The 13,553-nt window shown below is 71.3% G+C and carries 11 protein-coding genes; 8 read left to right on the top strand and 3 right to left on the bottom strand.

The genetic code is table 11. The features are described 5' to 3' along the window. Positions 1 to 23 precede the first annotated feature (23 nt). The 5 genes from ABD999_RS17435 (at position 24) to ABD999_RS17415 (ending at position 6,220) form a co-directional block, all read left to right on the top strand. On the top strand, positions 24 to 2,963 hold the full coding sequence (locus ABD999_RS17435) for a bifunctional [glutamine synthetase] adenylyltransferase/[glutamine synthetase]-adenylyl-L-tyrosine phosphorylase (RefSeq protein ID WP_271278506.1): 2,940 nt from the start codon (positions 24 to 26) through the stop codon (positions 2,961 to 2,963). A 79-nt stretch (positions 2,964 to 3,042) separates the two neighbouring features. Next, positions 3,043 to 4,086: a hypothetical protein gene (locus ABD999_RS17430; RefSeq protein ID WP_261808692.1), complete on the top strand. Its 1,044-nt coding sequence runs from the start codon at positions 3,043 to 3,045 to the stop codon at positions 4,084 to 4,086. A gap of 10 nt (positions 4,087 to 4,096) precedes the next feature. Beyond that, complete coding sequence (locus ABD999_RS17425) at positions 4,097 to 4,645, top strand: GNAT family N-acetyltransferase (RefSeq protein WP_148032855.1); 549 nt, start codon at positions 4,097 to 4,099, stop codon at positions 4,643 to 4,645. 108 nt (positions 4,646 to 4,753) lie between these two features. Beyond that, on the top strand, positions 4,754 to 5,335 hold the full coding sequence (locus tag ABD999_RS17420) for an NUDIX hydrolase (protein WP_271278505.1): 582 nt from the start codon (positions 4,754 to 4,756) through the stop codon (positions 5,333 to 5,335). Positions 5,336 to 5,704: 369 nt separating this feature from the next. Beyond that, positions 5,705 to 6,220, top strand: a complete 516-nt coding sequence (locus ABD999_RS17415; protein WP_271278504.1) for a hypothetical protein — start codon at positions 5,705 to 5,707, stop codon at positions 6,218 to 6,220. Positions 6,221 to 6,230: 10 nt separating this feature from the next. Here ABD999_RS17415 and ABD999_RS17410 read toward each other — a convergent pair whose 3' ends face one another. Beyond that, positions 6,231 to 7,934 (bottom strand): ABC-F family ATP-binding cassette domain-containing protein, encoded by a 1,704-nt coding sequence (locus ABD999_RS17410; RefSeq protein WP_378525120.1) that lies wholly within the window; start codon positions 7,932 to 7,934, stop codon positions 6,231 to 6,233. 156 nt (positions 7,935 to 8,090) lie between these two features. Here ABD999_RS17410 and ABD999_RS17405 point away from each other — a divergent pair, with 156 nt between their 5' ends. Then, entirely contained in the window at positions 8,091 to 8,888 is a 798-nt protein-coding gene (locus tag ABD999_RS17405) for an SDR family oxidoreductase (protein WP_271278502.1), read from the top strand. Positions 8,889 to 9,025: 137 nt separating this feature from the next. Next, positions 9,026 to 9,829, top strand: coding sequence for an SDR family NAD(P)-dependent oxidoreductase (locus tag ABD999_RS17400; protein WP_271278501.1), 804 nt, complete (start codon positions 9,026 to 9,028; stop codon positions 9,827 to 9,829). An 89-nt stretch (positions 9,830 to 9,918) separates the two neighbouring features. Here the strand turns inward: ABD999_RS17400 and ABD999_RS17395 are convergent, their stop codons facing one another. Continuing rightward, entirely contained in the window at positions 9,919 to 10,965 is a 1,047-nt protein-coding gene (locus ABD999_RS17395; RefSeq protein WP_271278500.1) for a trypsin-like serine peptidase, read from the bottom strand. A gap of 251 nt (positions 10,966 to 11,216) precedes the next feature. Here ABD999_RS17395 and ABD999_RS17390 point away from each other — a divergent pair, with 251 nt between their 5' ends. After that, entirely contained in the window at positions 11,217 to 12,041 is an 825-nt protein-coding gene (locus ABD999_RS17390; RefSeq protein WP_271278499.1) for a hypothetical protein, read from the top strand. 67 nt (positions 12,042 to 12,108) lie between these two features. Here ABD999_RS17390 and glnA read toward each other — a convergent pair whose 3' ends face one another. Further along, positions 12,109 to 13,533 carry a type I glutamate--ammonia ligase gene (glnA, locus tag ABD999_RS17385; protein WP_148032849.1) on the bottom strand — a complete coding sequence of 475 codons (1,425 nt, stop codon included), beginning with the start codon at positions 13,531 to 13,533 and terminating at the stop codon, positions 12,109 to 12,111. Positions 13,534 to 13,553: the final 20 nt, after the last annotated feature.

Raw genomic sequence — 13,553 nt, 5'->3', positions numbered from 1 at the left:
GGCGGGCCTGTCAAACTGGAGGGGTGCCCAGGATCGAGTCCACCGCCGCCCGCCTCGCCAGACTCGGATTCGCCGACGCCGCCACCGCCGCCCGCCTGGTGGAGCAGGCAGGAGTGGAGCTGGGCGACCTGCTCGACGCCCTCGCCGGCGTCGCCGACCCCGACCTCGCGCTGGCCTCGCTGACCAGGCTCGCCGAGCGCGAGCCCGCCGTCCTCGACCGGCTGCGCGCCGACGGCGCGCTCAGGGAACGGGTGCTCGCCGTGCTCGGCGTCAGCGCCGCCCTGGGAGAGCACCTGGTACGCCACCCCGCCCAGCTCGACACGCTGGCCCTGCCCGGACTCGGAGAGGCGAGGGCGGAGCTGCTGCGCGCCGTCGGCGCCGACCCCGGCGACCCCGAGCCGCGCGCCACCGGCTCCGGCGCGCTCGCCGGCCTCCGGATCGCCTATCGTGGCCGGCTCGCCCACCTGGCCGCCCGCGACCTCACCGGCCAGGCCGGTTTCCAGGAGGTCACCGCCGAGCTCTCGGACCTCGCGGGCGCCGCCCTGGAAGCCGCGCTGGCGATCGCCCGTACCGAGGTCGACACCGACGACGCGCGGCTCGCCGTGATCGGCATGGGCAAGTGCGGCGCCAGAGAGCTCAACTACATCAGCGACGTGGACGTCGTCTTCGTCGCCGAGCCGCGCGAGGGCGCCGACGAGACCAAGGCGCTGCGCACCGCCACCCGGCTCGCCCAGGCCATGATGCGCGCCTGCTCGGCCGCCACCGCCGAGGGGTCGCTGTGGGAGGTGGACGCCGGGCTGCGCCCCGAGGGCCGTTCGGGCCCGCTGGTGCGCACCCTCGCCAGCCACCTCGCCTACTACCGGCGCTGGGCCAAGACGTGGGAGTTCCAGGCGCTGCTCAAGGCCCGGCCCGTGGCCGGCGACCTGGAGCTGGGGCAGGAGTACGTCGGCGCGGTCAACGAGCTCGTCTGGTCGGCCGCCACCCGCGACAACTTCGTCGAGGACGTCCAGGCCATGCGCCGCCGCGTGGAGGCGCACGTGCTGGCCGAGGGGGAGCGGCAGATCAAGCTGGGCCCCGGCGGGCTGCGCGACATCGAGTTCGCGGTGCAGCTGCTGCAGCTCGTGCACGGCCGGCTCGACCCGCTGCTGCGCCGCCGCGCCACGCTGCCCGCGCTGGCCGCCCTGTCGCGGGGCGGGTACGTCGGGCGCGACGACTCGCGCGGCCTGGCCGAGGCGTACACGTTCCTGCGCCAGGTGGAGCACCTGCTCCAGCTCCACCGGCTGCGCCGCACCCACGTGCTGCCCGAGGACCCCGCCGACCTGCGCAGGCTCGGCCGGGCGCTGGGCATGCAGGCCGACCCGGTCGGCGAGTTCACCACCCGATGGAGGCGGCACGCCAGCCAGGCCCGCCGCCTGCACGAGAAGCTGTTCTACCGGCCGCTGCTGCAGGCCGTGGCCCGCCTGCCGGAGACCGAGGCGCGGCTGTCGACCTCCGCCGCCGAGGCCCGCCTCGGCGCGCTCGGCTACGTCGACCCGGAGGGCGCGCTGCGCCACATCGCCGCCCTCGCCGGCGGCGTGTCCCGGCGGGCGGCGATCCAGCGGACGCTGCTGCCGGTCATGCTCGGCTGGTTCGCCGACACGCCCGACCCCGACGCCGCGCTGCTCGGCTTCCGCCAGGTGAGCGACAAGCTCGGCGCCACGCCGTGGTACCTGCGGCTGCTGCGCGACGAGACCGCCGTCGCCCAGCGCCTGGCGCGCGTCCTCGGCACCAGCCGGTACGCCACCCAGCTGCTCACGCACGCCCCCGAGGCGGTCGCGCTGCTCGGCCGCGACGAGGACCTGGCCGTCCGCCCGCCCGAGGCGCTGCTCGGCGAGGCGTCCGCCGCCGTGTCCCGCTACACCGACGAGGCGGAGACCGCGGTGGCCGCCGTCCGGGCGCTGCGCCGCCGCGAGCTGTTCCGCACCGCCGTGGCCGACGTCGCCGGGCTGATCGACATCGAGCGGGTCGGCGTGGCGCTGTCCGCGCTGAACGACGTCACCCTCCAGTCCGCGCTCGACGCGGCCATCGGCAAGGTGTCGGCCGAGCGGCGCGGCGAGCTGCCCACCCGGTTCGCGATCATCGCCATGGGCCGGCTCGGCGGCATGGAGTCCTCCTACGCCAGCGACGCCGACGTGATGTTCGTCCACCGGCCGCTGGAGGGCGCCGCCGAGCGCGACGCCACCGACGCCGCCTTCGCCGTGGCCAACGAGGTGCGCCGGCTGCTCGCCCTGCCCGCGCCCGACCCGCCGCTGCTCATCGACCCCGACCTGCGCCCCGAGGGCAGGCAGGGGCCGCTGGTCCGCACCCTCGCCTCCTACCGCGCCTACTACGCCCGCTGGTCGTCGCCGTGGGAGTCGCAGGCGCTGCTGCGCGCCAGGTTCTCCGCCGGTGACGCCGGGCTCGGCTCCGCGTTCATCGCCATGGTGGACGAGCTGCGCTACCCGGCCGGCGGCATCACCGACGACGCCGTACGGCAGATCAGAAGGCTCAAGGCGCGGATGGAGGCGGAGCGGCTGCCGCGCGGCGCCGACCCCGCCCTGCACACCAAGCTGGGCCCCGGCGGCCTGTCCGACGTGGAGTGGGTGGCCCAGCTCCAGCAGCTCCGCCACGCCGGCGCGCTGCCCTCCCTGCGCACCACCCGCACGCTTGAGGCGCTGCGCGCCGCCGTGGCCGAAGGGCTGCTCGACGCGGCCGACGAGACGGTCCTGGCCGAGGCGTGGCGGTGCGCCTCCGGCGTCAGGGACGCGATCATGCTGGTGAAGGGGCGGCCCGGCGACAGCGTCCCGGCGAGCGCCCGCGAGCGCCGCCACCTCGCCCGCGCCCTCGGCTACCCGGCCGACGGGTCGGAGGACTTCCTCGACGACTACCGCCGCGTCACCCGCCGCGCCCGCCAGGTCGTCGAGCGCGTCTTCTACGGAGACTGAGCCTTTTCGCTGCCTTTCCGCTGCCTTGCCGCTGCCTTTCCGTTGCGGCCGCGCGGCGCAGGGTGTATCAAGGCGCGGGGTGATCGGCTTGTTATCCGCTTACATCGATCTGGCGCTCGGCCTCGTGCTGGCCTTCCTCCTGCTGTCGCTGCTCGTCAGCGGGCTGAACGAGGCCATCGTGCGGCTGCTGGCGATCCGCAGCAAGTTCCTCTGGGCCTACCTGCGCGACACGCTCGACGACGACGCGCCGAAGGGCCGCTCGTGGCTGCCGTCGGGCCTGCGCGAGGTGTTCGCGGCGCTGCCGTTCGCCCGCGACCCGCGGCCCGAGCACGAAAGCCGGCCCGCCCCGGCGGTTCCCGCCGCCGTGCCGGCCGGCGCGCCCGCCGGCGCGGACGGGTTCACTGGTCTGCTGTACGAGCGCGTACGGGAGATCGACCACCCCACCCGGGGCCGCACCAGCATCGCCGACCTGCCGCCGGGGCGGTTCTCGATGGCCATGATGGAGCTGGCCGCGAGCGAGCCGGGCGGCGTCGAAGGGCTCCTGGAGAAGCTCAGGGCCACGGGCAGCCCGCTCTACGGCCATCTCCAAGGTGTGTGGGAGTCCGCCCAGCGCGACCTCGACCGGTTCCGTCAGGGCGTCGAACGCTGGTTCGACAGTGAGATGCAGCGGCTGTCGATGCTCTACAAGCGGTACGTCAAGTGGGTGCTCGCCCTGCTCGCGCTGGTGGTGACGCTGCTGTTCACCGTGGACGGGCTGGAGTACGGCAAGACGCTGCTGCGCGACAACGCCTATCGCGCCACCGTCACGGCCGTCACCGAAGCGGGTCCTGACGCGTACAGCGAGTTGAAGGCGCAGTGCGAGCAGTCGGACCCGGTGCCGTGCGTCACCGAGACGCTCAGCCAGCCCGCGCTGGTCAAGGTGCTCGACAACGCGATCGTCAGCATGGCGGTCCCCGCCGAGGGCGAGCCGTCCTTCCACTGGAACGGCGGCGCCTGGTGGGACCGCCTCACCACCCCCAGCCACTGGCCGGGCTTCCTGCTGACGTACGTGGCGCTGTTGTTCGGCGCCCCCTTCTGGTGGGACGTCCTGCGCCGCATCACCGGCATCCGCTCCCGTCGCTAGGGTGTCGGGGATGGAGACCGAGCGGCTGATCATGCGCAGGTGGCGGGAGAGCGACCGGGAGCCGTTCGCGGCGCTCAACGCCGACCCGCGGGTGATGGAACACTTCCCCGCCCCGATGACCCGGGCCGAGAGCGACGCCCTCGTGGACCGGATCGAGCAGCGGTTCGACGAGCACGGGTACGGGTTGTGGGCGCTGGAGGTGCGGGAGACGGGGGAGTTCATCGGGTTCGCCGGGCTGGCCCTGCAGACGTTCGAGGCGCCGTTCACGCCCGCCGTCGAGGTGGGCTGGCGGCTGGCCCGTTCGGCGTGGGGACACGGCTACGCCACCGAGGCCGGCCGGCGGGCGCTCGCTCACGGGTTCGGCGAGGCGGGCCTGGAGGAGATCGTGTCGATCACGGCTGTCCTGAACGTGCGCTCCCAGGCGGTGATGCGGCGGCTCGGCATGACCCGCGACCCGGCCGACGACTTCGACCACAGCATGATCCCGGAAGGCCACCCGCTCCGCCCGCACGTCCTCTACCGGATCAGCGCGGCTGGGGTCGTTCGTCCCACGACTTGACCATAAGCATGATTCCGTGTCAGAAGTGGCACGACGGGCATGTGGGAGCTTTCCGCCACTGTCCGGCAGTCGATTGCGGGCACCCGGCCGACCCACTTCCATAGGGCCATGACCGTGACCCGCAGGGAGATCGTCGCCGTGCTGACGCGCTATCTCGGCGCTCACCCCGGCCGCGCCGCCGACGCCGTCATGCTGGCGCAGGCGCTCGACCGCGAGCAGGACCTCGCCTCGCGCGAGACCCTGCCCCTGCACGTCACCACCAGCGCCGTCGCGATCGACGGCTCCGGCTGGGTGCTGATGATCCGCCACAGCGCGCAGGACCGCTGCCTCCTGCCCGGCGGCCACGTGGAGCCCTCGGACGACAGCCTGTGCGACGCCGCCCTGCGCGAGCTGGAAGCGGGGACAGGTGTTCCCCGGCGGGAGGTCGTCGTCCCGGCCGAGACCGTCCCTGTGGACATCGAGGTCCACGAGATCCCCGCCGACCCGGCCAGGGGTGTGCCCTCGCACCAGCACGCCGACTTCCGCTTCGCCTTCCGGACGCTGCATGCCCGGATCACGCCGCAGGCCGGGTCCCTCGCCTGGCGCGATCCCGCCGGACTGCTCACCGACCGCCTCGTACGCGGCATCGCGGCGATCCTGTCTTCGACACCTCCGCGAGTCGCACAGGGCGAAAGCATGAATGAGCCCTGAGCCGAGACGGGACAAGGCGGGCATCCCCCACGGGCGGCCGGCGGCTACGACGTGCCGGATCGGCACCCGCGCGCCCATCGGGCAACGCGCCGACCACCCACCGCGTCGGCCTCGCGCCGCAGGCGGCAGCGGCCGGCGCGGCGCCCCAGATCGGCCAGGAGCACTCCGGCACCCAGGCACCCCATTCGGCGAAGGCGAACCGGCCTGCGATCGTCCACCGGATGTCACCCTCGCCTCGCCGCTGGAAGGGCTGGCCGCGTGCGTGTTCTGAGGGCCGGGCGCGCTCCTCGCCGCCGCTGTCGGGGGCTACCTGCGTTCTCGATGTACGGCAGACCCGCGCCGTGACCGCCCCGCGTTATCGTTTCCGGCGTGACGGACGGGACGCTCACGTACAGGGATCAGATCTTCATCAACTTCAGCGCGTTCGACTTCGAGGACCACGCGTTCCGCTGGATCGACGTCAAGCGGTTCGGCCTGTCCCGCCGGGACGTCGCCGGCGGCCAACTCCTGGCTGACCTGGTCGGGCATGAGCAGTACCGGGACGACTACGCCGGGGGAGGAGCCGAGGCCGCGGGGCTCCGGCACGGCCCCTACTGGCTGCGGAACCTGAGCCCGGCCGCGTACGAGCAGGTCGACGGGGCGGCCGCGCACGCCGTTCTGCGCGGCTGGGCGGACCAGTTCGGGCCGCTTCCGGCGGCTCTGTCCGCCCGGCTGGAGGACGAGGTCCACCCGCTGCTCGCGGACGCCACCGAGCGGTACCGGCTGAAGGACCTCGGCCGTGGGGCGTTCCACGACTGGGGCGGGGTCCAGATCGACTTCCACGAGCTGGTCCTCGTCGATCGGACCGCCGGGACCTTGTCACTCCTGGTCGCCGCCGACGACTGACATCCGGGCGTCATGACGGCACGCCGTCGGCGAGTTCCAGACGGGAGCCGGTGAACCCGGCCCGCAGGCGCCGATCGTGCGTCACGACCACCAGCGCGCCGGGGAACGATTCCAGCGCCTCCTCCATCTGCTCCACCAGCATCGGCGACAGGTGGTTGGTCGGCTCGTCGAGCAGCAGCAGGTCCAAGGGCTCGCTCACCAGCCGCGCCAGCTCGACCCGGCGCCGCTGCCCATACGACAGCTCTCCCAGACGCAGCCCCAGGTCGGCCGGCCCGAACAGCCCCAGAGCCAGCAGCGCGTCCGCGTGCTCATCCAGACTCCCGGCCCGCCCGTGCGCATAGGCCCGCAACACGGTCCATTCGGCCCTCACCAGCACATCCCTGGTCCGCCGCGTGTCACCGTCGTCCGGAATGTGCTCGCGGAAGGACCCGAACCGTTCTGTCCGCCGTGCGTCTGTGTCCGGGTCGTCCTGGCGGAAGAGTCCGGTGCGGCCGCTCCGCCGTACCTCGCCCGCGTCGGGCAGCAGTTCGCCGGCGAGCACGTGCATCAGCGTGGTCTTGCCGGCCCCGTTCGGGCCGGTGACGAGCAGGCGCTCGCCGGCCCTGATGGTCAGGGAGTCGAGCTGGAGCCGTCCCGCCACCACCACGCCGTCGAGCGCGGCCACCTCCGCACCCTGGCGGGCACCCGCGGCGGCGAGGGTGGGGGTGAAGCGCAGCGGTTCGGGCGGCGGCGGCGCCGGGTGGTCGGTGAGCCGGCGCAGCCGCTGCTGGGACTGGCGGATGCGCCGGGAGGCCCCGTGGGTACGCGAGCGCGCACGCCACGTCCCGGTGCCCATGCCCGCCTTGGGCGTCTTGCGCGGGATCACGGCCAACCGGCCCGCGTTGGCCGCCACCAGACCGGCATGCCGGTCCAGCTCCGTCTTCCACTCCTCGTGGGCCCGCGCCTGCGCGGCGCGTTCGGCGGCCTTGGCCGCGAGGTATCCGGCGTACCCGTCGCCGTAGCGGCGCACCTGCCCGCCGGAGACCTCCAGGATGGCGGTGGTCACCCGCTCCAGGAACACCCGGTCGTGCGTGATCGCCACGACCGTGCCCCGGTGGGCGCGCAGGCGCTGTTCGAGCCAGGACACGGCCCGGTCGTCCAGGTCGTTGGTCGGCTCGTCGAGCAGCAGCAGCTCGGGGTCGGACGCCAGCGTGGCGGCCAGAGCCAGCCTGGCGCGTTCGCCGCCGGACAGCGTGCCCAGCGGGCGGCTCCGGTCCAGCCCGGGCAGCCCGAGTTCGTGCAGCGCGACATCCACCCGGACGTCGGCTTCGTAGCCGCCCCTGGCCTCGAACTCCGCCACCAGCTCCGCGTACACGTCCAGATCCGGAGAGGACTCCTCCCCGAGCGACCGCTCGGCCGCCCGCATGCGGGCTTCGAGCTCCCGAAGGTCGGCCAGCGCCAGGTCGACGGCTTCCGCGACGGTCACGTGCGGCGGCAGCGCGAGCGTCTGCGGCAGGTATCCGACGCCACCGGGCGCGACGACCACCAGCTCACCGTTGGTCGGCTGTTCCTCGTCCGCCATGAGCCTGAGCAGCGTGGACTTGCCCGACCCGTTGTCGCCGATCACCCCGATCCGCTCGCCGGGCTTGACGGCGAACGACACGCGGTCCAGGACGACGCGGGTGTCGTAACGCTTCGTGATCTCGGCCAGTGACAGTTGGGCAGCGGTACGTATGAGGCCCACCTCCTCGCTTCCAGTGAGACGAGACGATCCGTCTCATGAGAGAGTAGCGTCACGTCCTCCAAGACGCAACGTCTCGTCTCAGGTCTATCCGAGGAGAAGGCGGCGGCGTAAGATCAACGCCGATTCCCCACCCTCCAGGGAGCGGCCATGCGGAAGGCAGTCGTCACCGGCAGCACCAAAGGGCTCGGGTTCGCTCTCGCCCGCGAACTGCTCCGGCGCGGGCACTCCGTGGTCGTGTCGGGCCGTACCAGGGCGGCGGTGGACGAGGCCGTGGCGCGACTGCGCCCGGAGGCGGCGGAAAGCGCGGCCGTGCACGGGTGCGCCGTCGACATGACCGACCCCGAGCAGGTCGAGAAGCTGTGGGCCACCGCGGTGGACGCCCTCGGCGGCGTGGACCTGTGGATCAACAACGCCGGGGTCGCCAACACCACCCGCCCCATCGTCGAGACCGCGCCCGGCGACGTCCGCGCGATGGTCACCACGAACATGCTCGGCACCGTCTACGGCTCCCAGGTCGCGGTACGCGGCATGCTCGCTCAGGGCGGCGGCCAGGTGTTCAACATCCTCGGCGGCGGCAGCGACGGCCGGATCCGTCCCGGCATGGGCGTCTACTCGGCCACCAAGCGCGGCCTCGACTCCTTCACCCGGGCGCTGGCCAAGGAGGTCGCGGGCACCGGCGTACGGGTCGGGCAGGTCAGCCCCGGCATGCTCATCACGGAGGGCTGGCTGCGCGAGGCCGCCGCCGCCCCCGAGCAGGTGGCCAAGCAGCGCAAGCTCCTCAACATCCTCTGCGACCACGTCGACGAGGTCGCGCCGTACCTGGTCGGCAGGATGCTGGCCGGCACGGGGAACGGCGATGTCATCGCCTGGCTCACCACCGGCCGGATGGCCCGCAAGTTCCTCACCGGCCGCAAGCGGGACGTGCTCGGCCGTTACGGCCTCTGAGCGGGGGATTCCGGTTCCGAAGCCCGCCGGAAACACCGGTCCGAACGTCGCCAGCCCGCATCGGGGGCCCGCGCCTAGCGTGTTCCGCGATGGAAACCCTCCGCTCGTCCGGAGGGCCCTACGGCGAAGGAACACCTATGGATCTGCAGTTTTCCGGCCGCGTCGCGATCGTCACCGGCGCGTCCAAGGGCATCGGCCTGGCCGTGACCCGCACCCTGCTCGGGGAGGGGGCCAGTGTCGTGGCCGTCTCCCGCAAGGCCAGCCCCGAGCTGGCGGAACTGGGCGGCGACCTGCTCCACGTGCCGGTGGACCTGATGGACCCCGAAGCGCCCGGCCAGGCCGTGGCGCGGGCCGTGGAGGAGTTCGGCGGGCTCGACATCCTGGTCAACAACGCCGGTGGGCCGCCGCCCGGGGTTGCCCTGCCGCGCTTCTCCTTCATGGCCCCCGCCGACGAGGACTGGCGGGCCATGTTCGAGTTCAACCTGTTCGCGGTGGTGCGCTTCGTCCGGGCCGCCATCCCGCCGATGCTGGCGCGCGGCGGCGGCTCGATCGTCAACGTCTCGTCGGGCTCCGCACGGCTCCCCGCCCCGATGAACGTCGACTACAGCGCGGCCAAGGCGGCACTGAACAACGTGACCAAGGCGCTGTCGGAGGAGTACGCCCCCCAGGGCATCCGCGTCAACACCGTCTCTCCTGGACCGGTGCGCACGGCGTGGTGGACCGAGGAGGGCGGCGCGGCCGACATCATCGCCGGACAGGCGGGCGCCGACCGTGACTCCGTGCTGGACCGGCTGGCGCCGGAGATGATGAACCTGTCGATCCCGAGGCTGGTCGACCCCCAGGAGGTCGCCGACGCGATCGCCCTGCTGGCCTCGCCCCGCTCGGCCGCCACGACCGGCGCGGACCTCGCGGTGGACGCGGGCTTCCTCAAGCAGGTCTGACGGATCCGGCGACGCGGCCGGACGCGGAAGGCCATCGATCGCGTCCTCGATGGCCTTCCGAATGCCGTGGACCTGGCCGTCAGGCTCCGTTACGCGGGCAGGACCGAGCCGGTCCACACAGCGCCGGCGGCGGAGTAGACGCCGGCCAGTTCGCCGTCGAAGTAGGGAGAGAAGCTCGTGTCGTAACGCAGGCTGCCATCGGTGTCGGCGACGCTGATGGTGATGCCGTTGAGGTACCCCATGCGGCTGGCCTTGTCATAGCGCAACAGCCAGGAGGAGCCGAGAGCCCCTTCACCGGTGAACCGGGAATCCACGGCCATGAGTTCCTCCGCCTTCAAGCTGGGAACCCTTACGGCGCTTGTGTCACCCCTCGACGATTCGATGGTCTCACCCGTGTACGGCCGGGTGCCGTCGGGATGGGGGCCGGCGGGATAGCCGAAGACGTCGACCGAGGAGCCCAGCGGCTGGCTCCAGGCCAGCCCCTGGCCGCCGACGTTGTCGACCAGCCTTCCGAAGTTGGTCAACCCGCCTGAGGCAGAGGAGACGACGCCGCCGTAGACGTTGACGAAAGCGTAGTCGCGGTCGTAGTCGTCGTAGGTGGTGAAGTCGTAATGGCCGGAAACCTGCTTTCCGACGTAGAGACCCCACGGAGTCGTGCCACCGGAGTAGCCGGGAACGAAGACCCACTTGTCGAGGGTGGCGTAGGAACGCTGGGTGTCGTACACGCAGTGCGCTGCGGTGGCCACGAGGTTGCGGTACTGCGACTGCACGGCGGTGCCGGTGCACCAGTGCGGCTGACCGTCGGCGCCGACGAAGAACACCTTGCCCGAGGTGCCGGGCGCCTTGGCCTTCGCCGGATCGGAGGTGGACGGGGGCGTCGGCGGGATAGTGCCGGGCTTGGTGTCCGCGGGGATGCCGCTGATGGGAAGGACCTTGTCGACGGCGGTCCGGACGTTGTACGGAGTGGCGCTCATCAGATGGGCGCCGCCGTCGCCGAGCCAGAACGTCGCGATCTCAGCAGCGGTCGCTTGGGAAGAGGCCAGAGGATCGGTCACCACGCTGGAGGCCCCGGCCGGTGCGGTCACCAGACCGGAGACCAGCAGGCCGACAGTTAATAGACTAAGTGTTCGCTTCATCTCACATCTCCAGATCTGCGGGCCGGACAGATGGCGAAAATTCGAACAAGTGATCGCCACTGATCGCAGACGCTACCTGTCGGCCTCGTAAGGATCAACGATTTTCGCGCGGCGCCATCAACCACTGTCAGACGAGGAGTCACCGACCTGCGGGCTCCGCCGGAATCCGTCCGTGACAGCGTTGAGATCTTCGATCGCGACGATCTCCCACAGCCTCCGTTCCGGACGGCACGGCATCGAGCGGGGAGTGCATGAGCATGGGTCGATGGGCGATCGGGCTGGCTCTCGTGCTGACAGCATCGATCCCGGTCATCGGCCCGCACGCCGGAGCCGTCACCCGTCCAGATCCGGTCGCGGCGCTGAAGCGGCAGCTCGACGGTCATGGCGGGGTGCGGGCGAGTTCGGTCTACCGAGGTGTCTGGGGTCCGAAGAAGGACCACGTCACCAGCCGATCGCGGTCCGCCTACGAGTTCGGTGGCGGTGGAATCGTGGCCCTCGATTTCCGCCCCTCGAAGCCCTCAGCCGGCGGTGCCTCCCGGGCCGTCGTCTTCCCGGGTCGTTCCTACGGCTGGTATCCCGACCGCCCTGCCTACCTGCCGGAGGGCAAGTCCTGGATTCTGGACACCGAGAAGAACGAGCTGTACCTGGAATGCGGGAAGATCAGGCTGAGCGATCCCGCCACTCTCCGGCACGTGCTGTCCACCACGACGGCCAAGCGGCCCGCCGGCGTCTACGACGGCACCCGCACCACTCTCCACGAGGGCAGCACCACCATCGGCAAGCTGTACAAGCTGAATCCGCGTCTATGGGTGGGCGACTTCGAGAAGCCCACAGGACGCTACGCGAGCTACACCAAGTTGCCCGTGAAGTGGCGGCTGTGGCTTGGTCCGGATCAGCTCGTACGCAGGTGCCAGACGCGGTATGACGAGCCCGAATACCCCTGGAACGTCGAAGACCGCAGCCTCACGACCGCCGATGTGCGGTTCTCCGGCTGGGGCGACGCGATCCACATCGAGCCGCCCCCCGCCGAAGAGGTGGCTACGCGCGATGAGCTGGTCTTTCCCGACCACGACTGAACACGGCGATGGCGGGACCCAGACGGAAACCGCGCGGTGAGCGTGCAGCTCACCGCGCGGTAACCGGTCACACGTCGTAGTAGAGCTCGAACTCGTGCGGGTGCGGGCGCAGCCGGATCGGGTCGACCTCGTTCTCGCGCTTGTAGGAGATCCACGTCTCGATCAGGTCGGGCGTGAAGACGCCGCCTTCGAGCAGGTAGTCGTGGTCCTCCTCCAGGGCGTTGAGCACGTCGGTGAGGGAGCCGGGCACCTGCGGGACCGAGCGGGCCTCCTCCGGCGGGAGCTCGTACAGGTCCTTGTCGACGGGCTCCGGCGGCTCGATCTTGTTGCGGATGCCGTCGAGCCCCGCCATCAGCATGGCGGCGAAGGCGAAGTACGGGTTGCAGGACGGGTCGGGCACGCGGAACTCGATGCGCTTGGCCTTCGGGTTGGAGCCCGTGATCGGGATCCGGACGCAGGCCGAGCGGTTGCGCTGCGAGTAGACCAGGTTGACCGGCGCCTCGTAGCCCGGCACCAGCCGGTGGTAGGAGTTGACCGTCGGGTTGGTGAAGGCCAGCAGCGACGGGGCGTGCTTGAGCAGGCCGCCGATGTAGTAGCGGGCGGTGTCGGACAGGCCCGCGTAGCCGACCTCGTCGTAGAAGAGCGGCGAGCCGTCCTTCCACAGCGACTGGTGGCAGTGCATGCCGGAGCCGTTGTCACCGAAGATCGGCTTGGGCATGAACGTGACGGTGTGACCGTACTCCATGGCCGTGCTCTTGATGATGTACTTGTAGAGCATCAGGTTGTCGGCCGTCTTGAGCAGCGTGCCGAACTTGAAGTCGATCTCCGCCTGACCGGCCGTGCCGACCTCGTGGTGCTGCATCTCGACGTCGATGCCGCACTCGATGAGGTTGCGGACCATCTCCGAGCGCAGGTCGGTGAAGTGGTCCATCGGCGGCACCGGGAAGTAGCCGCCCTTGTAGCGCGGCTTGTAGCCCAGGTTGCCGCCCTCGGTGGCCTTGCCGGTGTTCCAGGCGCCCTCGATGGAGTCGATGTAGTAGTAGCCCGCGTTGGACTTCGTCTCGAAGCGGACGTCGTCGAAGATGTAGAACTCGGCCTCGGGCCCGAAGAAGACGGTGTCGGCGATGCCGGTGCCCTTGAGGTACTCCTCGGCCTTGCGGGCGACGTTGCGCGGGTCGCGGCTGTAGGCCTCGCCGGTCAGCGGGTCGTGCACGAAGAAGTTGATGTTGAGCGTCTTGTGCTGGCGGAACGGGTCGACCACGGCGGACGACGGGTCCGGCAGGAGCAGCATGTCGGACTCGTGGATCGCCTGGAAGCCGCGGATCGACGAGCCGTCGAACATGAGGCCGTCAGAGAAGACGTTCGCGCCGAAGTTCTCGACCGGGAAGGTGAAGTGGTGAGTCGTCCCCGGCAGGTCGGTGAACCTGACATCGACGAACTGCACCCCTTCGTCCCTGATGAACTTCAGGACGTCGTCGGCGGAGTTGAACACTCTCGAACCTCCCTGGGGAC

The sequence above is a fragment of the Nonomuraea ferruginea genome (genome assembly GCF_039540635.1).
GTDB classification, from domain to species: Bacteria; Actinomycetota; Actinomycetes; order Streptosporangiales; family Streptosporangiaceae; genus Nonomuraea; species Nonomuraea ferruginea.
The sequence above is the reverse complement of the archived record's forward strand: the minus strand, read 5'-3'. Positions and strand labels throughout refer to the sequence as shown.